Here is a 21,008-nt window from a genome sequence, read left to right on the forward strand (position 1 = left end):
GAGAGTTAAGTGTTTGTTTTTCATTGTCGGTTACCAACTTGTCCCATAGTAAGTTCTACCTTATTTCTTTGTCTCATTCTAGTTTCCAGTTTTTAAGACAGACTAGAACTTACTTTGGGAATTTACTCATAAAAGGGCAAGAGAGAGTATTTGTAACAAGAACTATGTAAAAATTTGGATTTTATGGTATAATAGGAATGTTATAAATTTTATTATAGGAGAACATCATGGAAGACCCTGGTAGTCAGACCATCTATTTACAACTATTTATTTTATTCTTATTGACCTTGTTCAATGCCTTTTTCTCAGCATCTGAGATGGCGCTTGTTTCTCTAAATCGTTCAAGAGTAGAACAAAAGGCCGCAGACGGTGAGAAGAAATATATTCGCTTGCTTCAAGTCTTAGAGAATCCTAACAATTTTCTATCAACCATTCAGGTCGGTATTACCTTCATCTCCATCCTTTCAGGTGCCAGCTTGGCTAATGATTTGGGAGCTGTATTTGCCAAATGGATGGGGAATTCAACAACAGCGCAAACCGCAGGATACTGGCTTGCACTGGCTATGTTGACTTTCGTTTCAATCGTTCTTGGTGAATTGTACCCTAAGCGGATTGCCATGAATATGAAGGAAAATCTGGCAGTAGTTACTGCACCTGTGATTATTTTCCTTGGGAAAATTGTTAGTCCGTTTGTGTGGTTATTATCTGCTGCAACGAATCTTATCAGCCGTATTACTCCTATGAATTTTGATGATGCGGATGAGCAGATGACACGGGATGAAATTGAATATATTTTGACAAAGAGTGAGAAAACCTTAGATGCCGAAGAAATCGAAATGCTTCAAGGTGTGTTCTCTTTAGATGAGCTGATGGCACGTGAAGTAATGGTTCCCCGTACGGATGCTTTCATGGTGGATATTGAGGATGATACAGCAACCATCATGGCAGCTATCCTCAAGCAGAATTTTTCACGTATCCCTGTTTATGATGGCGATAAGGACAATATCATTGGTCTGATTCATACCAAGAAAATCTTGTCAGAAGCTTTTAGTAATGGCTTTGACAATCTCAACATCCGCCGCATTATGCAGGAGCCTCTCTTCGTTCCAGAAACGATTTTCGTGGATGATTTGTTGACATCATTGAGAAATACCCAAAATCAAATGGCCATCTTGTTAGATGAGTATGGTGGAGTTGCAGGTCTCGTTACCTTGGAAGATTTGCTGGAAGAAATTGTCGGGGAAATCGATGATGAGACCGATAAGACTGAAATTTTTGTCCGAGAAATTGCTGACAACACCTATATCGTCCAAGGAAATATGACCTTAAATGACTTCAATGAGCATTTTGAGATGGAGTTGGAAAGTGATAACGTTGATACGATTGCTGGTTATTATCTGACAGGGGTCGGTACCATTCCGAGCCAAGACGAAAAGGTTTCCTTTGAGGTAGATAGTAAAGATCACCACCTGGTTCTTATTAACGATAAGGTAAAAAATGGTCGCGTAACAAAATTAAAACTCTTGATTACACCACTGGAGAAAGAAGAAACCGATAAGGACTAGGGCAACCTAGTCTTTTAGCTTTCTTCTTACGGAAGATGATAGTTATGAAAGAAAGAAAGTAAATGATAGAAGCGTTTTCATTTTTGTGATATACTAGTCTTATAAAATGATGAGGATGAGATGATGACAGAAATTGATTATCGTAAAGTGACAGGTTTGGTTCATTCAACAGAGAGTTTTGGTTCGGTTGATGGCCCAGGGGTACGTTTTGTAGTCTTTATGCAGGGCTGTCACATGCGTTGCCAGTATTGCCATAACCCAGATACTTGGGATCTGGTCAATCCAGCAGCGACTGAGAGAACGGCAGAAGATGTCTTGAATGAAGCCCTGCGTTTTCGTATGTTTTGGGGAAAAGAAGGGGGTATTACCGTTTCAGGTGGTGAAGCAACCATCCAGATTGATTTTTTAATTGCTCTGTTTACCCTTGCAAAAGAAAAAGGGATTCACACTACTTTGGATACCTGTGCGTTGACTTTCCGTAAGACAGAGCGCTACTTGGAAAAATATAGTCGGCTTATGGAAGTAACAGACTTGGTGCTCCTTGATATTAAGGAAATGAATCCTGAGCAACACCGCATTGTGACAGGTCATAGTAACAAGACTATTTTAGAATGTGCTCAATATCTATCAGACATTGGTAAGCCTGTTTGGATTCGTCATGTCCTGGTACCAAATTTGACTGATCGAGATGAGGACTTGATTGAACTTGGTAAGTTTGTTAAAACATTAAAAAATGTCGAACGTTTTGAGGTGTTACCTTATCACAATCTTGGTGAATTTAAGTGGCGTGAGTTGGGCAGACCCTATCCACTAGAGGGGACCAAGCCCCCAACGAAGGCTCGAGTGGAAAATGCAAAGGCTTTGATGGAGACAGAAACCTATCAGGAGTACTTGAATAGAATTAAGGGATAATAGTGAAGAGGTCGGAGATTGATGCGAAAAAGATTTAATGTGTTAGGGACAAGTATCATATAATCAAAAAAATCTGAATGAGTCATTTGATTCATTCAGATTTTTGCGTTTTAGAGTTCGTCATCCTTAACTGCATTTAACCAATCGGCCGCAGCTTTGGCGGTACTTTCGAGGGCACCTTCTTTGAACGGTGATTGGAGGTTTGCGGCTTCAACCACTTGCAAGAAGGACTTGGTGCCACCCAAATCACAGATGCGGATGTAGTCTTCCCAAGCATTTTCATCGTGATCTACTTGCGTACGTTTCCAGAATTGGAGGGCACAAACTTGGGCCAAGGTATAGTCGATGTAGTAGAATGGGCTAGCAAAGATATGACCTTGACGGTACCAGAAGATACCGCGGTTGAGGGCTTCTGACTCGGAATAGTCACGGTCTGGCAAGTAGAGATCTTGGAGTTTTTTCCAAGTTGCCTTGCGTTCTGCTGGTGTCATTTCTGGATGTTCATAGACTTCGTGCTGGAAGTGGTCCACCAAGACACCGTAAGGCAGGAAGAGAAGGGCGCTTGCCAAGTGAGTAAATTTGTACTTATCCACTTGTTCCTTGAAGAAACGTTCCATCCACGGCCAAGTCATAAATTCCATAGACATGGAGTGGATTTCACAGGTTTCATAGGTTGGCCAGACAACTTCTGGACTTTGGATCCAACGGGAACGGTAGACTTGGAAGGCGTGACCTGCTTCGTGGGTCAAGACATCAATATCACCGCTGGTTCCGTTGAAGTTAGAGAAGATAAATGGGCTCTTGAAGTCAGGGATATAGGTACAGTAGCCACCGCTGTTTTTTCCTGGTTTTGCGACCAAGTCCAAGAGTTCATGCTCAATCATGAAATCAAAGAACTCGCCCGTTTCAGCGGATAATTCGCGGTACATGTCTTGGGCTTGGCTGACGATAAAGTCAGGGTCACCTTGAGGAACAGCATTTCCATCCAAGTACTCAAGGTTGAGGTCGTAGTGCTTGAGGCTTGGAACTTGCAAGCGTTTGGCTTGGCGTTGACGCAAATCTTGCACAATCGGTACGATGTGCTTGAGGATTTCTTCACGGTACACCTTGACCATATCACGATTGTAATCAAAACGGTTCATCTTGAGGTAGCCGTATTCCACATAGTCCTTGAAGCCAAGTTTGTGGGCGATTTCTGTGCGGACTTTTACTAATTCATCGTAAACACGGTCAAAATCAGCTTCCTTGCTTTCAAAGAAGGCAGTTGTAGCAGCAGAAGCAGCCTTGCGGACCTCACGGTCGGTTGATTGACCGAATGGCCCCATTTGTGCCAGGTTGTAAGTCTGACCTTGGAAATCAATCTCTGCACCAGCAATCAGTTTGCTGTACTCATCGGTCAATTCATTTTCCTTTTGGAACAAGGGAATCACATCAGATGAGAAGGTCTTGAGCTTGTTTTCTGCCTGCATGAAGAAGGTTTGAGGCAAGATGTCTGACAGCTCTTCCTTGTAAGGTGTCTGGACAATGACACGGTAGTAGTTGGTGGTCAATTCTTCAAAAAGTGGCGAATATTCATTCCAAAACTTGGTTTCTTCATTGTAGAACTCATCGTTCATGTCGATAGTATGACGGATCATCCAGAGGTTGTACTGGGTATCGACCAGGTTGAGTAATTTGGTAACGGCTGCCACAAGTGTACGAGTTGTTTCCAAGTCACTTGCCTGAGCCAACTGGTCTGTCAGGTCAGAAAATTGAGCCTTGATAGCTTCATAATCTGGACGGACATAGGTATAGTCTGAAAATTTCATATGTTTCTCCTTTTGTATTGCTACCTTCTATCTTACTCTTTTTGAAAACGTTTGGCAAATCCCGACCCGTCCATGTTCACAAGTCTTTCTATTTATGGTAAAATGTAGGAGATTATTAGAAAAATGAGGTTGTAGACATGTCTAAATTTTTAGTTTTTGGTCACCAAAATCCTGATACAGATGCCATTGCATCATCATACGGTTGGGCTCACTTGGAGCGTGAAGTGTTTGGTCGTGATGCGGAAGCAGTTGCACTTGGAACGCCAAATGAAGAAACAGCGTTTGCACTTGACTATTTTGGTGTTACTGCACCGCGCGTGGTTGAGTCTGCTAAGGCAGAAGGTGTTAGCCAAGTCATCTTGACAGACCATAATGAATTCCAACAATCAATCGCAGACATCAAGGATGTGGAAGTAGCAGCTGTTATTGACCACCACCGTGTCGCAAACTTTGAAACGGCAAATCCATTGTACATGCGTTTGGAGCCAGTAGGTTCAGCATCTTCAATCGTTTATCGTGCCTTCAAAGAAAATGGTGTGACCCCGCCAAAAGAAGTGGCTGGACTTCTGCTATCAGGTTTGATTTCAGATACCCTCTTGCTCAAATCGCCAACTACTCATGCAACAGATCCACAAGTAGCAGCTGAATTGGCTGAAATTGCTGGTGTGAACTTGGAAGAATACGGCTTGGCACTCTTGAAAGCAGGAACCAACCTTGCCAGCAAGTCAGCAGAAGAATTGATTGACATCGATGCAAAAACCTTTGGTTTGAATGGAAATGACGTGCGTGTAGCCCAAGTCAACACTGTGGATATTGCAGAGGTCTTGGAACGCCAAGCAGAAATCGAAGCAGCTATGACAGCAGCATCAGCAGCAAATGGCTACTCTGACTTTGTCCTCATGATTACAGACATCGTTAACTCAAACTCTGAAATCCTTGCGCTCGGTAGCAACATGGATAAGGTAGAAGCAGCCTTCAACTTCAAGTTGGAAAACAACCACGCCTTCCTTGCAGGTGCCGTTTCACGTAAGAAACAAGTGGTACCACAGTTGACTGATGCTTTTAATGCCTAATGAATTTTTCTGCCGACCTCAAACGTGTAGTCGGTAGGGATGCCTTACCTAGCACCTTCGGGTGCTTTTTTTATTGTGAGGATAATCATGTTTTATGAAGTGATAGTTAACAAAATAAACAAGTGGCATCATGACAAATAAACCCACTCTTATTTAATACTCTTCGAAAATCAAAATCAGACGTTGTTGACTTGATTTGATGAACTTTAGTTCTATCTGCATCTGCGTCGCCTAGTCTGATTTTGATTTTCATTGAGTATAAGTTGACGAATTAAAGCGAGCACTCCGAGATAAAAACAATGATCTGCATCATAGAAAAATTCAGGCGATTGTTCTTTACTTTGAATGTGCCATAACTTAGAAATTGTATTTATTATTACAGGCAACTGTGAAACAGATAAAAAACTAATGAAAAACAATATTCTATGAGATGTTTTTTTTATAATTAAACTAGGACAATATGTGTCGTTAATTGTTAATACAGATATAAGGAGAAAAGATGAATAGCAAGATTTTTTCGTTGAGAAAAAGTAAGGTGGGTTTAGTTTCGGTGGCAATTGCTTTTCTATGGATTGGCACAGGGATGAATATGGAAACCGCAATGGCTGAGGAGACTGACGCTACAGCTCTTGAAACTCAATTAGAAAGCACGGAAACATCGCTTACCAATACAGTTTCGGAAAATGCTGAAGCTGAGGAAGTGACTGATGAGGTATCGAGTGAAGAAAAAAAATCGGAAGAGATGGAGGATATGGAGGAAGAACTTCCATTTATTGAAAACCATCTAGAGGTTGCTCCGATTCAAGCTGGAGATCAAACCATCTCAGGGAATACCACTCCTGGTGGATATGTAGCGATTACGATAGATGGGGAAGCAGTTACTTCTATTGAGAATATTTTGGAAGCAGATGATAAGGGAGATTTTTCTTATCGGTTGAGTAAACCGCTTGCTCACAGCCAAACTGTAGAAATTAGTGCTTTGCCAAAACAGTTTTGGACTCTAGAGGCAGATTCTGAAGAACGTAAGGTAGTAGTGAGGACTAATCGACATCCAGAGGCTTATGAAATTCCAGCAAAAAGATTAGAAAAAACATCTACTGGAATGCATCAAGTGTTCATCGAACCAGTTTTTGAACATACGAGCAAAGTTATTGGTCATACCTCTGTCAAAGGTTCAGTCTATCTATCAATAAATGGTAGTTTTGTCTCTGATAAGACACTAATTGATCCTAAAGATGGACGGTTTGAGGTTACTTTTTCCGAGAGTTTAGCAGGTTCAAAATTTAAAGCAGATGATAGATTGGTTTTGTCTTTTGTATCAGAAGATGGTCAGCCGGTGATTACTAATACTATTGTAAAACCATTGGTAAAAGAAAAAGTATCTTCACAAATGACAGTAAAACCTTTATCAAGTGCGACTTCAGTTTTGGAAGGCACTACATTTCCTTTAGGTCGTGTACATCTATACAATGCTGATACTTCAGAGTTTATCATGGAAGCCATTGCTGATGAGACAGGTCACTATAAAATTGCTTTGCCTGCCCTACAATCAGAGGATAAGTACTACAGATTGACTCACAATCAACAAGAGGATTTGGTATCTGTCCATCTTGATACAGTTGATGGTTCAAGTATATTATTGGATAAATCTGTTATGGCATCTTTAGCAACTTATTTACAAGATGCAGATATGGATGAAGCGACAGATGAAGCTCCTATCATTGTACCTAAACTGCATAATAAAAAAGATTATATTGTCGGTCGAACGATATATCTTAATGCCTATGTTCGCATGGTTTCGTCAATCAAAGGAAAACAGTATCCTCCAGTTCAAGTGGACGAATTAGGATTTTTTGGCTTCCAAATTCAAGATTTACAATTGCCTTTTGAGAAAGGTGAGAGAATTCGCTTTGAAATCATTGACCCGGTTACAAATAATATCATCGCTAGTAAGGAAGAAGTTGTAGGGCAATATTTAGAAGATGAAGACGTGACGGATTTGCCATTTCAAGTAGAAAAAGTCACTACAGATCATGGTTACATCAGTGGCAAAACAGCTCCAGATGTAATGATTGAACTAGTATCAACTCAGAATGGCGAGGAGATAATTGGTAAAACTTCAACTGATTCAACCGGTCGATTTGAATTTGATTTGGGCAGTCGTGTTTTAAAAAATGGAGAAACCTTATCGTTTAGAGCGTTTGATAAAGAAGGTGAACAGGTAGCTTGGGAAGTCGTAACGGTTCAAAAAGGAAATGGTCACCGCATTAATAAACCAGATAAAAAGGACGAGAAGGAAGAGCAACCTAGCAAAGAAATTACCAAAAATATCGAACAATCAAACACACTTGAACAAACTACTTTGCCACCTGTGCGCCAAACGCTGACTGACAAAAAAGTAGAGCAAAAAGCAGAGACATCAAAAGAAGAAACGGTTTCTATTTTTGATGATTCGAAAAAAGATATGCCTACTAAGCAAGAGAAAATGGCTCGTACTGTAAGAGACGAAGGGACAAAAGGAAACGTATCTGTGAGAACCAACTCACATGATAGTGGTGAGAATACCCAAGTTCAAATCCTGCCTAAGACCGGTGAAAAAACGAGCTTGGTTGCTAATATAATGTTGTCAATCGTATTATTCTTATTTGCTCTATTTATTGGCAAGAAAAAGATAACAGAAAGTGAGTAAAAGGTGATGACAAAGCTCTCTCAAAATTTCATTTGCGACAGATGAGAGGCATTGTGTAGCTTTAAATTAAAAGAGTTAAAATTTTTCTTTCAATGAATTATTTGCTTATAGAGGTGAAAGTAGAGTTTGAAGACTCATTGCAATATTTATTACTTGTATAAATATGTGTAATAACAGACTCAAAGACCAATTATCATTTTTTGAATAGAACAAACATAAACAAACGATAGAGAAAAAACAAATTCTGTTTTTAAATTATATGATAGAATGGACTATGTAGTAATAGACTCGCACATTTTGTGATATGGTCATTGTTAATGAGAAATAGGAACTTTGAGTTGTAATCATGCTTGCTTGACTTGATAGGTGAAGTAAGCAGTTAACAGAAGGACTTAGGCACCTTATGAATACACAAGGTGCCTATTCTTTTCCCAAAAGCTCTACGCTTGTTGAACAAAATGATACTAAAGTTATTTACCATTGACATCCATACTTCCTTTTTTGAAAATACCTAAAGAAGGTCGAAAATACATTCTAAATTTATAGAGAACAGGGAGAAGATATCATAATGAATCATCCAAAATTCACTTTGCGGAAGCTATCAATTGGACTTGTTTCGCTGGGAGCGGGGGTAGCTTTATCGGGAACGCTCTATCCTCAAAATACTGTGACAGTATATGCAGAAACACCTACTTTGGAAAAAACTGCGGAGACAGATAGCACTTCTCTGATTATGCCTACTGCCGTCGTTGAAGACCCTAAATTTGCCCAAGCTAATGAAAACAAGGAAGTAGAGGTGGCTGACTCCTCTTCTACTTCGGACTTACCAAAATCGAATGAAGAAACTACTTCTCCTGAGACATTAACGAATAAAAACGCTTCAGAATCAGAAGTGAAAGTTGCTGAAAACACTAGTTCTTCTGAAGAAAAAGCAACAGAAAAAGAAGAACCAGCCGTTCGGTATGAGGAGAAGGAAGTAGATGACTATTCTACTAATGTTGAAAAACCAACTGAAACAGTATCTAGTACAGTGGACAAAACTCCCAAAGAGCTTTTTACAGTTTCTCGAACAGCAGAAGTGAATCAAGATGGAGTTGTCACAGTAACAACTCAAATTGTGCCGAAAGAAATTGATAAGGGTGCAGAAATAGTTGTCTTGGTGGATACATCTAAAAAAATGGATGAAGAGGCTAAAAAAACAGCTAAAGATAACATTGTGAAGCTTGTCAAAGAAATGACTGCCCCAACCAATGATTATAATTCTCGTAACTCTGTGCGTGTAATCGGTTTCAATCGCAAGTTATCTGAAGCTCAAGAGGTTAACAGTACTAATGTAGAAACTACGGTTGAGAAACTTTTCACTGATGCTGAACAAAATTACAATTGGGGCGTAGATATGCAGGGAGCAATCCATGAAGCACGTCGTATTTTAGAAAGCGAGAAATCAGGGAAACGCAAACATATTGTACTTCTGTCACAAGGGGAGTCTACATTTAGTTACGATCTATCGGACGATGTGAAGTCAAAGCCTACATATAAAAATATAAAGGAAGATAAAGTGGTGCACACCAATCCACTCTTGCCTTGGCCATTTACATTTGATGTGACAGTCCGCAGAGCAAATTTGTTGGATGATGCACAGAGTTTAATAAAATTCTTGGATAAGATTGGTATTACCCGGTTTAATAAGGCCTTAGAGGGAGTATCCACTGTAGCAGGATTAACTAAAATTCTTGGAGCATTTGTAAAAAATCCGTTAGACTATATTGACTTAGCTGATATTGATAGTTCCAAATTAGAAGAACAAAAATTCAATTATGAGAAACAAATTGGTGAGGGATACCATTTCCGTAGCTTTTATGAACGTAAACTTGATCCATTGCCATTTAAAGACGCTATTGTAAAGAAAATAAAGGATAATTTAAAAACAGAATTAGATAAGGCTGCATTGCCTACAAATACTCTCAGTTATATCGGTAAAAAGCTTGGTTTGACAAATACCTCTGAAAAAGCAATTGACTTGTTTGCAAATTCCCTCGTTGATTACATTTTCTACGGTCGAAAAAATGTCTTTTACAATCATAACCTCTCTGCTCAGGCAGAAGCAAAGATTGCTACTGAGAAAGGGATTCATTTCTACGCTGTTGATGTAACAAAGAATGATGAACAAAAGAATAAATTTGATGACTACTTGAAAAAAATGTCTGGGGATAAGGGCGAGTTTTTAAGTGTTGATGAGAATGTTGCAGAAAAATTTAAAGATGTATTGACTAAAGTGACATTGGTAGATACTATAGAAAATGAAGCTGAGGTTATAGGAAAATTAAGTCATCCGAAAGCAAAGCTTACAACTCCTTCTCCTTCCTCTTGGTTTTCATCACTGTTCTCTAGCTCGAAAACAACTATTACCTTTGGTCTTAATAAAGCTGATTTAATCAAGGCTTATCAAACTAACAAACCAATTTCTTTAACTTATCAGTTAAAATATAAAGGTAAGAAAAACAGCAATTCTCAAAAACTTGTAAGTACAGAGATTAGTCATGAGATTAATGATAAAGTTGGAAAGAAAGTGTATTCATCCCTAAAAGTGTCTCTTAACCATAAAACTAAGAAAGTTTCGGTTCCTGTTCCTATTGAGCCGAAAGCCACAGATAAGGTAGTAGACAAGTCAACAGGCATATCAAAAGTAGAAAATGTGACGCCTATGGTGACACCTGAAATATCTAGACAGACAGAACCAAATGTTCCAGAAGCAACTCAACCGATGAAACCAATTGAAAATGATGGTATAGACAAACCAGAGTTGGTTATTCCAAAAGCAACGGACAATATTATTACTCCAGACTCAGCTCTTCCAATGCAACCAGAATCACCTAAAGAGACCGGAAAACCAGGCAATAATGTTGAGCTAGAATCACCTAAGCCTATCGAAGACTCAACCGATGATTCAGCAAATAAACCAGACTCAACAACTCCGAAAACAACGGACAATATTATTATTCCAAATCCCACTCTTCCAATGAAGCCAGAAACAGCTGAAGAGACCGAAAAAACGGAAATTAATGTTGAGCCAGAATCACCTAAGCCTATCGAAAAAACAACCGATGATTCAGCAAATAAACCAGAATTGGCAACTCCGAAAGCAACGGACAATATTATTATTCCAAATCCCACTCTTCCAATGAAGCCAGATTCACCTGAAGAGACCGAAAAAACAGGAAATAATGTTGAGCTAGAATCACCTAAGTCTATCGAAGACTCAACCGATGATTCAGCAAATAAACCAGAATTGGCAACTCCGAAAGCAACGGACAATATTATTATTCCAAATTCCACTTTTCCAATGAAGCCAGAGTCAACTGAAGAAATTGGTGAAACAGAAAACAATGTTAAACCAGAATTGTCTAAGCCTATCGAAGATACAGACAGTTCAGCAGGTACACAAAAAATGGATATTCCAAAAGTAATGGATACCCCAGATTTGTCTCGCCCAATGAAACCAGAGTCAACTGAAGAGATTGGTAAAGCAGAAAATAGTGATACTCCAGATTCTTCTAAGACTATTAAAGATTCAGATAACTCTGCTCCAATTTCTACTATCAAGGATAAAGTGAATGCCGAAACGGTGGCAAATCAGGTAGAGCTTGCTATGAATCAGAAATCACGTCCTTCTGAAAATATGGAGAAAGTATCTAGTGTGAATCGTTCAAACGAGAAGTCAAACTCGCTTCCATCTACTGGACAAGCTGATTCTCCACACTATACGTTAACTGCCCTCTCTCTTCTTGTAGGAGCTCAGGTACTTTATCGTACAAAACGTAAGCAAGAATCGAAGTAAATGTTGGTCGTGTAATTTCTACTTGTATATACATATGGTTAATAGAGTAGAGATTATGCCTATAATAGTGATTGAATTGTTTTACCCTCCGTACAGATCCAAGTTTTAGGCAATCTTTGGAGATTGAATATAAGACGAGCCATTCGCAATAGCTGTAGAGGCTGGACTGGGAATGTAGATATACTAGGCTAGATGAAATATTGGTATGGATTCTGAGAAGTATAGTTGGGTATAAACATAAATTTCAATAAAAATATTGAGATAAGTCATATAGTAAAACGCATAAAATCAACGTTCTTAGCAACATGATTTTATGCGTTTTTTGGCACTCTTTTCTCTAAATTACACAAAATAAACCACCCGTTTTCACGGGTGGTCATGACTAGTAGGGATCCACTCAGTCTTTGGTGATATGAGGATAGCTTGTGTTCAAATTATCTGTTAGATAACTAGTATAGAATATATGATAGAATAGTTAAACCGATAACATCAGCCACAGCATGTGCTAGGAAAAATGGTAATAAATTTTTAGGTTTTATTTTTTGATAAAGTAGATAGAAAATAGTTCCTAGAATTAAGCCTAAACCGAGTGCACTAATTAAACCTTGATAGGTATGGAAACTGCATCGAATAATTAACGAATATAAAAATGCCCATTTTGCATATTTAGGGTTAACCAGTAAGCACAGGTTAAGGAAGAAAATTTCTTCATAAAATCCGTTCAACAATGAGTACAAAATCAGTGATAAATCGATGTTAGGAAATAGTTGAAACATGGATGGAGTATTGGAAGCTAGAAACTGATAGGATACTAGATGATAGATATCCAAGCATAATGCAGAGAAAATGAATAAAGCAACAGCTTGTAATGGAACCCAAGGAGTAATAAAAATATGTTTTTTCCAAATTGAGAAATCAAAATTTCGGAGTAATAGATAGAAGATGGCTATTGTGAGCCAAACTAACTGTAGAGCCAAAGCCTTATAATTATCCATTGGAGAAAATGTCAAATTTTCTTGAAGAGTTGTAGTTTGATTTTGTAAGGCTATGTATTGGAGAGTAGAGTTGATGATCCCATCTCCAAATAAAATAATTGTTAGAATGAGAATATCAAACCATTTTAATACGGTTAATTTTTTTGAACTCCACATAATGGGATAGCTCCTTTCATTTTTGTTTAGTTCAGTTTATCAAACTAACCTATATATGTCCTTGGTTTTATCTGTTTTTTATCTGTTTTAAACAAAAGAAGTCCAAAGAAAGCTGAAATAGCAGAACATGGTGCTCTATTTATCTATGATAGAGTTGCACCATTGTACGAATCGGTATATAATTGAAGTATAATAATATTTTATAATAGAACTTTACGAGGAGGTATAAAAATGTCAAGGATCTTGGTTGTCGAGGATGACATAGTTATTAGTCAAGTTGTTTGCGAGTTTTTAAAAGAACATGGTTATCAGGTAGAATCTGTTTTTGATGGAAAGGTTGCTTTAGAAAGGTTTCAAGAAGAACAATTCGATTTAATTGTTTTAGATATCATGATTCCGTCTATAACAGGTTTGGAAGTACTGAAGGAAATTCGCAAAACTTCTCAGGTTCCAATTTTGATGCTGACAGCCATGGGTGACGAATATACACAGCTTATCAGTTTCAATCAGATTATAAGTGATTATGTTGTTAAGCCTTTTTCACCAACTATATTGGTAAAACGGATTGAGAATATTTTAAGAGGAAAAGGAGATACAGATACCATCGAAATAGGAACAATTCTTATTCAACCAACTAGCGGAGCAGTTTATATGGAAGAAGAAGAAGTTCAATTGACGAAAAAAGAATATGAAGTTTTACTATATTTAGCTAAGCGACGTGGGAAAATTGTTAGTCGTGATAACTTGATGATGGGGATATGGGGATATACGGAATTGGATAGCCGTGTCTTAGATAATCATATCAAAAATATACGTAAGAAATTGCCGTCACTTCCTTTGAAGACAGTAGTTGGTCGTGGTTATCAAATAGAGGATACTTGATATGGGGATTGCTAGAAAAAATTTCCTAGTTGTTGCTGTGATGATTTCTTTCATCTCTGTAACATTGTTAGGGTTATTGTATTATGCCATGCCTATATATTATAATCAGGTTAAGAAACAGGAATTGAGACGCGATTATATGACTGTGGCTAAACAATTGGATGGGATGCCAGAAGCTAAGATTATATCTGAGATTGATGATTTCGACAGAAAAACTCCGAATATTATTATTAGTCTTTTTTCGAGTGATAGAGAAATTATTTATCCAGACCCCAATGATGAAATGGCTAAAAAGCATGAGAACGAGTATTTAGAAAATGGAGATTTTGATGAAATTGGTTCTTGGGGAGCTGAGATAACATCTGCAGAAGGAGTTACATATTATCTGTTATTTAATTATGGATTCCACTCATTATCTGATGTCAGTCAAACATTGGTAACTTTTTATCCATTCATATTGCTGTTGATTATTGTTCTGGCAGTTTCGGTAGCTTTTGTTTACAGTAGACTGTCCACTCGTAGAATAGCAAGAATTTCAGAAACAACAAGACGAATGCAATCGTTAGAGTCTGGAATCAGTTGTGCTGTTGTAGGAACTGATGAAATAACAACATTGGCTCAGGATATTAACAGCCTGTATAGCAAGTTATTGTCAAGTATCGATGAATTAAGAACGGAAAATGAACGCGCTATGGCACGTGAGAAGGAGAAGTCTGATTTCCTTCGTATCACATCACACGAATTAAAAACTCCAATAGCTAGTATGTTGGGGTTAGTCGAAGGCATGATTTATAATGTGGGGCCATTTAAGGACCATGATACATATTTAAAAAAATGCAAGGAAATCTTGCAGGAACAATCTGAGTTAGTTCATTCTATTTTAGAAGCGACAAATCTTGATATGGCTTTAAAGGAAAGCAGAGAACAAATCCGATTAGATCAGTTGATTGATTCCTCTTTAACAAGTTATCAGAGTTTGGCAGAGGTTAAGGGCTATCAATTTGAAGTAGAGCTATCACCGGTTCTTATTGAAGGAAATCCTGTTTATTTCTTAAAGGCTATTAAGAATATTTTAGATAATGCCTTTCGGTACTCATGTAAAGAGGCTATTATTCGTGTAGTACTACGCCAAAATCAATTAATAATCGAAAATCAGGTTGAACGTGTTTTAAGTGACGAGGAATTGGATCAAGTCTTTCGTCCATTCTATCGTCCAGACTACAGCCGTGATAAGAAAGATGGTGGCACAGGGATTGGTTTGTTTATTGTACAGAAAATATTAGAAAAACACGGCTTTCCGTACACTTTTTATGCTTCTGATACACAAACTATGCGTTTTATGATTCATTTGCAATCACAAATTACAGCGAATAGCAATGAATTGATATAGGTAAAATTACAATAAAAGAGACATGATTTCATCCATTTTTGAAAACAGGTCTCTTTTGTTGTAGTCTCAAATGGAAAATAGGAAAAAAACAGGAGAGGAATAGAATGGCGACAGTCTAACTTTGTATAATAAATGTGTTTGATAAAATCTGTTAAAATACAGGAGGGATTTATGATTGTTTTTTTGGTTATTTGTATTTTTTTAGTAAGAATCTATTTTTTGAAGATTTCAATTAAAAACGAAAAACGGATTTTGAAAAACGGCGGTTCAGAATTTGGTGTTCAAAATACTAAATTATTAACAGTTGTACATATTCTATTTTATTTATCATGTTTGGTTGAAGCAGTAGTGCGACACACCAAGTTTGATACGCTTAGTAGCTTAGGTTTGATATTCTTGCTGTTTTCAATGGGAATGTTATTTTGGGTAACACGATTGTTAGGTGATATTTGGACAGTTAAGCTCATGTTGGTAAAGGATCACCGTTTTGTTGATCATTGGTTGTTTCGTGTTGTAAAGCATCCTAACTATTTCCTAAATATTATACCAGAATTAATCGGTTTAGCTTTATTGTGTCATGCAACATATAGTTTTCTCATCTTATTCCCAGTCTACATGGTTATCTTATACAGACGTATTCACGAGGAAAATAACTTGTTGAAAACAGTGATTATTCCAAACGGAACTGTGCAGTCTGCATCAGAGATAACTGGAAGTAATTAAAGTTTGCTAAATAATAATTGTGATATTGTTTGAAACTAGGATACCGCTCTAATTAGAGTTGATGAGTAAGTTTACATGATTCAGTTTTCATATTTAAAAGTGGTACCGTATGTATAAATTGGCTTCTGTCAGTTGTATATTATAAAGAAACTCTTGCAAAAGTGTATGTTGCAAGAGTTTCTTTATTGCTACGAGAGGCTATGGATGTTTATGGTTTCTCTACGGAGAATGTATCGGCGTGAGCAAGGTCACCATAGGTATAACCGAGATTAAACCATTTTTTCCTTTGCTCAGAAGTACCGTGGGTAAAACTGTCTGGAACAGTACGACCGTAGGCTTCCTGTTGAAGAGTATCGTCACCAACTGCATGGGCAGCATTCATAGCTTCGTCAATATCACCAGCATCCAGGATACCTTGTCCATCAACATATTTGGCCCAGGCTCCTGCATAATAGTCAGCTTGCAATTCTAGGCGAACATTTAGCGCATTGCCTTCCTTATCGGATAGTTGAGCCCGTTTTTGATGGTAAGCCCCAAGAACTTCTAATTCATTTTGAACATGGTGACCAACTTCATGAGCGATGACATAAGCCATGGCAAAGTCACCAGCAGCCTTATATTTGCTAGATAATTCTTGATAGAAAGAAGTATCAATATAAATCTTGCGGTCAGCAGAGCAATAGAATGGACCGGCTTGGGCGGAACCAACTCCACACCCGGTTTGGGTCTGGTTAGTATAGAAAACCATAGTCGGTGCATTGTAGGTTAAACCTTTGGCTTTAAATTCTTGGGCCCAAAAATCTTCTGTCGATCCTAAAACCTTACTCATGAATTCAGCATCTGCATCAGACACGTCTGTACCAGTCGTTGTGACTTGACTCGATTGGTAAGGATTAGTCCCTGTTGATGGGGAAAGCAGCCCGCCAAGGTTTGACATGCCTCCGAAGGCTAATAAAAGGACAAGAACAAGTAGTTTTCCTTTCCAACCAAGTCGTGAAAAGAGTAGTTCCAATAGGACATTTCCGCCAGATGAACCAGATGAGAAAGATGAGTTAGAACTGGATTGTCCCCTGCGGTCCTCAATATTAGAACTTTTTCGTAAATCATCAATTTTCATATAAATCTCCTGAGAATCTGCATAATGATTCTTAGAACCCGTATTCACAAGTAAAGTGTTTTTACGCATTAGACTGTGAATCCAGGTTCTTATATTCTTACAAACTATTATATAGCAAATTGTTGAAAAAAACACAGGAAAGCTATCGGAAATAATAGGCCTAGTTCTGTATAAAAGTGCAAAATTTGGTATAATAGTAGGGATACAATATAGAAGGAGTGGACATGGTTGAATATTTATCGGTTAGTCATCTAACTAAGTATTTAAAATTAAAGTTTGACCGCGATCCGTATTTGGAAAAGGTGTATTTGACAGGTCAAGTGTCCAACTTCCGTAAACGCCCTAGCCATCAATATTTTTCGCTCAAGGATGACAAGGCTGTCATCCAAGCGACCATGTGGGCAGGCGTCTATAAGAATCTGGGCTTTGAGCTTGAAGAGGGAATGAAAATCAATGTCATCGGGCGCATTCAGCTCTATGAACCAAATGGTTCTTATTCCATTGTCATTGAAAAAGCTGAGCCAGATGGTATTGGAGCCTTGGCTATCAAGTTTGAACAGCTCAAACAAGCCCTGACACAGGAAGGTTTATTTAAAGAAGAATTCAAACAGACCCTCCCTCGGTTTACCAAGAAAATCGGTGTCATTACCAGTCCGAGTGGAGCTGTTATTCAGGATATTATTACAACCGTTAGCCGACGTTTTCCAGGCGTAGAGATTGTTCTCTATCCGACCAAGGTGCAAGGAGATGGTGCTGCTCAGGAGGTTGTTGCCAATATTCAAAGAGCCAATGAACGGGATGACTTAGATGTTCTCATCGTTGGTCGTGGTGGTGGTTCTATCGAAGACCTTTGGGCATTCAATGAGGAAATTGTGGTTCGGGCAATTTTTGAATCCCGTATTCCTATCATTTCCAGCGTAGGTCATGAAACCGATACGACCTTGGCTGATTTTGTAGCAGATAAACGAGCTGCTACCCCAACAGCTGCCGCAGAATTAGCCACACCTGTGACCAAGGCAGACTTACTGGGCTACCTCAATCAGCAGGAAAATAGAGCCTATCAGGCCATGACAAATCGTTTGAAATTCCTGAGAGGTCAGCTTGAAAAAATTAGCCAGTCAGTCATGTTCCGCCAGCCTGAACGCCTGTATGATGGTTATTTACAAAAATTAGACCGCTTGACCAATCAATTGCAGACACGGATGAAAGAACTCTACAGCCAGCAGAAACAGGCTAGTCTTCTACTACAGCAACGATTACAAGGTGTGCATCCAGGTCGTAAAGTAGAGAGTTTCCAAGAGAGAATTATCCAGCAGGAACGACTCTTGAAGAGCAACATGGCTAATATCTATGATAATAAGATGGCCAAGGCGGACAAGCTGATTGAGGCCTTGACTATGCTGGATACCAGTCGCATCGTGGCCCGTGGCTACGCCATGATTCGTCAAGATGGTCGGGTGATTGATAGTGTAGAAAATGTACAGATGGGTGAAAACCTAACCATCCAGATGAAGGATGGTCAACTTGATGTGGAGGTAAAACATGTCCAAACAGACGAAAACATTTGAAGAAAACTTAGCTGAATTAGAAGGAATCGTAACCAAATTGGAGCGAGGCGATGTGGCTCTGGAAGAAGCACTTGCTGAGTTTCAAAAAGGAATGGTCCTATCGAAAGACCTACAAAAGACACTAGCAGAAGCTGAAAAGACCTTGGTCAAGGTCATGCAGGCGGATGGCAGTGAAGCGGAGATGGACTAATGGTTGCCAGTAAATTGCAGCGACTTGAGGAAGCCATGGCAGACTTTTACCAACCTCAGGTAGCAGAACGCCTCAACCAATCGGTTCTTTATTCGCTACAGGCTGGCGGGAAACGAATCCGTCCCTTGCTTTTATTGACCATCTTAGAGTCCTTTGGGATGGAATTAAAACAAGCTCATTACCAAGTGGCAGCATGTGTCGAGTTGATCCATACGGGAAGTTTGATTCACGATGACCTGCCTGCTATGGATAATGATGATTACCGTCGTGGTCGCTTGACCAACCACAAGGTTTACGATGAAGCAACAGCTATTTTAGCAGGGGACAGTCTCTTTCTAGATCCATTTGGTTTCCTAGCCCAAGTTGATTTACCAGCTGAGACCATCCTTGCTCTCGTGAGAGAGCTTTCCCAGGCATCTGGGACCTTTGGAATGGTTGCTGGTCAAGTATTGGATATGGCTGGTGAAGGGCAGAAACAGACCTTAGAGCAATTACAAGCCATTCATGCCAATAAGACAGGGAAATTATTGACCTTTCCCTTTGTAGCAGCAGGTTTGATTGCAGGACAATCGAATGCGGTAATCAACCATTTGCGACAAGCAGGTCAATTAGTTGGTCTAGCCTTTCAAGTTCGGGATGATATTTTGGATGTGACAGCCACTTTTGAGGAAATCGGAAAAACTCCCCAAAAAGATGTAGTGGCTGAGAAGTCTACCTACCCTGCCCTAATGGGCTTGGAAGCCTCAAAAGTATTTCTAGAAGATAGCTTGAATCAAGCAATCAGCGAGCTAGATCAAGTGGCTAAACAAGTCCCATTTTCAACAGAAAAAATCAAAGAAATCATAGAAAGTTTACGAATCAATGGCTAAGGAAAGAGTAGATGTACTAGCTTTTAAACAGGGGCTTTTCGAGACGCGGGAGCAGGCCAAACGCGGCGTCATGGCTGGACTGGTTGTGTCGGTCATCAATGGCGAACGTTATGACAAACCCGGCGAGAAAATTGATGAGGGAATTGAACTCAAGCTCAAAGGGGAAAAACTCAAGTATGTCAGCCGTGGCGGTCTCAAATTGGAGAAAGCCTTGCAGGTTTTCCAATTATCAGTTGAGGGTCAAACAACGATTGATATTGGGGCTTCGACAGGCGGTTTCACGGATGTCATGTTGCAGGCCGGTGCCAAGCAGGTCTATGCAGTGGATGTCGGCACCAACCAACTCGCTTGGAAATTACGTCAGGATGAGCGTGTTATCAGCATGGAACAGTACAATTTCCGCTATGCTGAGCTGGGAGATTTCGAACTTGGTCAACCAAGTTTTGCGTCCATTGACGTCAGCTTTATCTCGTTGAGTCTGATTTTGCCAGCACTCCATCGTATTTTAGCGGAGGGCAGCCAGGTTGTTGCCCTTGTTAAACCCCAATTCGAGGCTGGACGTGAACAGATTGGGAAAAATGGCATTGTCAAAGATAAATCTGTTCACTTGAAAGTATTGGAAGAAGTGACAAAAATGGCCGTGGAAACAGGCTTCTCAGTCAAAGCCCTTAGCTTTTCCCCTGTTCAAGGCGGTCATGGCAATATCGAATTTTTAGCGCACTTAGAAAAATCAACACAACCAAACCAGATTGATAAAGAGGTCATAACAACTACAGTCTATCAAGCACATGAGGAATTTAAAAAGGATGAATAAACGAGAACGATTAGAAGTCATTAAAGATTTGGTAGTCCGATTTCCTATTGATACACAGGAAGAAATTGTTGAACGTCTAGAAGCAATGGGTGTCAATGCGACACAAGCAACGGTTTCACGTGATATCAAGGAACTTGGCATTATTAAGGTTCCATCAGCAGATAAGGGATATATTTACGGTTTACCAAAGGCAGGTCTTGTTAAGGTAAAATCGCAGAATGTTTTTGAAGTCTCAGTGATGGATAAAATGATTAATCTCCGTCTGGTACCCGGAAGTTCTGCTGTGGTAAAACGCCAGATTTTGGAACAATTTCAAGAACATGTTTTTTCAGTGATTGCTGATGATGACAGTATTCTGCTCATTGTTACAAACGAAGGTATTATTTCGCAAATCGAACAGACGGTTAGAGGGTGGTAGC

At 39.1% G+C, this 21,008-nt stretch carries 16 protein-coding genes; 13 read left to right on the plus strand and 3 right to left on the minus strand.

Going from position 1 to position 21,008, the window contains the following annotated elements; all coding sequences use genetic code 11:
• Positions 1–227 precede the first annotated feature (227 nt).
• On the plus strand, positions 228–1,565 hold the full coding sequence (locus tag ODU39_RS05110) for a hemolysin family protein (RefSeq protein WP_174853438.1): 1,338 nt from the start codon (positions 228–230) through the stop codon (positions 1,563–1,565).
• A gap of 120 nt (positions 1,566–1,685) precedes the next feature.
• Positions 1,686–2,477, plus strand: a complete 792-nt coding sequence (gene pflA / locus ODU39_RS05115; protein ID WP_012027587.1) for a pyruvate formate-lyase-activating protein — start codon at positions 1,686–1,688, stop codon at positions 2,475–2,477.
• A 110-nt stretch (positions 2,478–2,587) separates the two neighbouring features.
• Here pflA and ODU39_RS05120 read toward each other — a convergent pair whose 3' ends face one another.
• Positions 2,588–4,285 (minus strand): M3 family oligoendopeptidase, encoded by a 1,698-nt coding sequence (locus tag ODU39_RS05120; protein WP_398580066.1) that lies wholly within the window; start codon positions 4,283–4,285, stop codon positions 2,588–2,590.
• 137 nt (positions 4,286–4,422) lie between these two features.
• Between ODU39_RS05120 and ODU39_RS05125 the strand changes: the two genes are divergently transcribed.
• The 3 genes from ODU39_RS05125 (at position 4,423) to ODU39_RS05135 (ending at position 11,885) form a co-directional block, all read left to right on the plus strand.
• The gene (locus ODU39_RS05125) at positions 4,423–5,358 is read left to right on the plus strand and encodes a manganese-dependent inorganic pyrophosphatase (RefSeq protein WP_024384619.1); all 936 of its coding nucleotides are present in this window, start codon (positions 4,423–4,425) and stop codon (positions 5,356–5,358) included.
• A 499-nt stretch (positions 5,359–5,857) separates the two neighbouring features.
• A complete protein-coding gene (locus ODU39_RS05130; protein WP_398580065.1) occupies positions 5,858–8,047 on the plus strand; it encodes a YSIRK-type signal peptide-containing protein in 2,190 nt (729 codons plus the stop codon).
• A 568-nt stretch (positions 8,048–8,615) separates the two neighbouring features.
• On the plus strand, positions 8,616–11,885 hold the full coding sequence (locus tag ODU39_RS05135) for a serum opacification factor (protein WP_398580064.1): 3,270 nt from the start codon (positions 8,616–8,618) through the stop codon (positions 11,883–11,885).
• A gap of 449 nt (positions 11,886–12,334) precedes the next feature.
• On the opposite strand, the gene ODU39_RS05140 is transcribed toward ODU39_RS05135, so the two are convergent.
• On the minus strand, positions 12,335–13,036 hold the full coding sequence (locus tag ODU39_RS05140; protein WP_105139539.1) for a CPBP family intramembrane glutamic endopeptidase: 702 nt from the start codon (positions 13,034–13,036) through the stop codon (positions 12,335–12,337).
• 231 nt (positions 13,037–13,267) lie between these two features.
• Here ODU39_RS05140 and ODU39_RS05145 point away from each other — a divergent pair, with 231 nt between their 5' ends.
• The 3 genes from ODU39_RS05145 to ODU39_RS05155 all read left to right on the plus strand — a co-directional run bounded on the left by ODU39_RS05145 (position 13,268) and on the right by ODU39_RS05155 (position 16,031).
• Positions 13,268–13,918, plus strand: a complete 651-nt coding sequence (locus ODU39_RS05145) for a response regulator transcription factor (protein WP_136671514.1) — start codon at positions 13,268–13,270, stop codon at positions 13,916–13,918.
• 1 nt (position 13,919) lies between these two features.
• Positions 13,920–15,308 (plus strand): HAMP domain-containing sensor histidine kinase, encoded by a 1,389-nt coding sequence (locus ODU39_RS05150; RefSeq protein ID WP_044679157.1) that lies wholly within the window; start codon positions 13,920–13,922, stop codon positions 15,306–15,308.
• A 171-nt stretch (positions 15,309–15,479) separates the two neighbouring features.
• On the plus strand, positions 15,480–16,031 hold the full coding sequence (locus tag ODU39_RS05155; RefSeq protein ID WP_171997459.1) for an isoprenylcysteine carboxyl methyltransferase family protein: 552 nt from the start codon (positions 15,480–15,482) through the stop codon (positions 16,029–16,031).
• A 208-nt stretch (positions 16,032–16,239) separates the two neighbouring features.
• Here ODU39_RS05155 and ODU39_RS05160 read toward each other — a convergent pair whose 3' ends face one another.
• Positions 16,240–17,148, minus strand: a complete 909-nt coding sequence (locus tag ODU39_RS05160; RefSeq protein ID WP_398580063.1) for a neutral zinc metallopeptidase — start codon at positions 17,146–17,148, stop codon at positions 16,240–16,242.
• 224 nt (positions 17,149–17,372) lie between these two features.
• Here ODU39_RS05160 and xseA point away from each other — a divergent pair, with 224 nt between their 5' ends.
• Genes xseA through ODU39_RS05185 form a run of 5 tightly spaced genes read left to right on the plus strand, consistent with a single transcriptional unit; the run spans position 17,373 to position 21,007 of the window.
• Positions 17,373–18,716, plus strand: a complete 1,344-nt coding sequence (gene xseA, locus ODU39_RS05165) for an exodeoxyribonuclease VII large subunit (RefSeq protein ID WP_105248744.1) — start codon at positions 17,373–17,375, stop codon at positions 18,714–18,716.
• Entirely contained in the window at positions 18,691–18,906 is a 216-nt protein-coding gene (locus ODU39_RS05170) for an exodeoxyribonuclease VII small subunit (RefSeq protein ID WP_002936269.1), read from the plus strand. The genes xseA and ODU39_RS05170 overlap by 26 nt, the downstream gene beginning before the upstream one ends.
• Positions 18,906–19,775: a polyprenyl synthetase family protein gene (locus ODU39_RS05175; RefSeq protein WP_398580062.1), complete on the plus strand. Its 870-nt coding sequence runs from the start codon at positions 18,906–18,908 to the stop codon at positions 19,773–19,775. Before ODU39_RS05170 ends, ODU39_RS05175 begins: the two co-directional genes overlap by 1 nt.
• On the plus strand, positions 19,768–20,589 hold the full coding sequence (locus ODU39_RS05180; RefSeq protein ID WP_105151142.1) for a TlyA family RNA methyltransferase: 822 nt from the start codon (positions 19,768–19,770) through the stop codon (positions 20,587–20,589). Before ODU39_RS05175 ends, ODU39_RS05180 begins: the two co-directional genes overlap by 8 nt.
• Entirely contained in the window at positions 20,582–21,007 is a 426-nt protein-coding gene (locus ODU39_RS05185; protein WP_002936261.1) for an arginine repressor, read from the plus strand. The genes ODU39_RS05180 and ODU39_RS05185 overlap by 8 nt, the downstream gene beginning before the upstream one ends.
• Position 21,008 lies beyond the last annotated feature (1 nt).

This window comes from Streptococcus sp. 2021WUSS126 (genome assembly GCF_044427255.1).
GTDB lineage: Bacteria > Bacillota > Bacilli > Lactobacillales > Streptococcaceae > Streptococcus > Streptococcus hashimotonensis.

Bases quoted from the DNA above. Each gene is read 5' to 3' on its own strand.
- ODU39_RS05110 (WP_174853438.1), top strand. From the start codon at position 228: ATGGAAGACCCTGGTAGTCAGACCATCTATTTACAACTATTTATTTTA.
- pflA (WP_012027587.1), top strand. From the start codon at position 1,686: ATGATGACAGAAATTGATTATCGTAAAGTGACAGGTTTGGTTCATTCA.
- ODU39_RS05120 (WP_398580066.1), bottom strand. From the start codon at position 4,285: ATGAAATTTTCAGACTATACCTATGTCCGTCCAGATTATGAAGCTATC.
- ODU39_RS05125 (WP_024384619.1), top strand. From the start codon at position 4,423: ATGTCTAAATTTTTAGTTTTTGGTCACCAAAATCCTGATACAGATGCC.
- ODU39_RS05130 (WP_398580065.1), top strand. From the start codon at position 5,858: ATGAATAGCAAGATTTTTTCGTTGAGAAAAAGTAAGGTGGGTTTAGTT.
- ODU39_RS05135 (WP_398580064.1), top strand. From the start codon at position 8,616: ATGAATCATCCAAAATTCACTTTGCGGAAGCTATCAATTGGACTTGTT.
- ODU39_RS05140 (WP_105139539.1), bottom strand. From the start codon at position 13,036: ATGTGGAGTTCAAAAAAATTAACCGTATTAAAATGGTTTGATATTCTC.
- ODU39_RS05145 (WP_136671514.1), top strand. From the start codon at position 13,268: ATGTCAAGGATCTTGGTTGTCGAGGATGACATAGTTATTAGTCAAGTT.
- ODU39_RS05150 (WP_044679157.1), top strand. From the start codon at position 13,920: ATGGGGATTGCTAGAAAAAATTTCCTAGTTGTTGCTGTGATGATTTCT.
- ODU39_RS05155 (WP_171997459.1), top strand. From the start codon at position 15,480: ATGATTGTTTTTTTGGTTATTTGTATTTTTTTAGTAAGAATCTATTTT.
- ODU39_RS05160 (WP_398580063.1), bottom strand. From the start codon at position 17,148: ATGAAAATTGATGATTTACGAAAAAGTTCTAATATTGAGGACCGCAGG.
- xseA (WP_105248744.1), top strand. From the start codon at position 17,373: ATGGTTGAATATTTATCGGTTAGTCATCTAACTAAGTATTTAAAATTA.
- ODU39_RS05170 (WP_002936269.1), top strand. From the start codon at position 18,691: ATGTCCAAACAGACGAAAACATTTGAAGAAAACTTAGCTGAATTAGAA.
- ODU39_RS05175 (WP_398580062.1), top strand. From the start codon at position 18,906: ATGGTTGCCAGTAAATTGCAGCGACTTGAGGAAGCCATGGCAGACTTT.
- ODU39_RS05180 (WP_105151142.1), top strand. From the start codon at position 19,768: ATGGCTAAGGAAAGAGTAGATGTACTAGCTTTTAAACAGGGGCTTTTC.
- ODU39_RS05185 (WP_002936261.1), top strand. From the start codon at position 20,582: ATGAATAAACGAGAACGATTAGAAGTCATTAAAGATTTGGTAGTCCGA.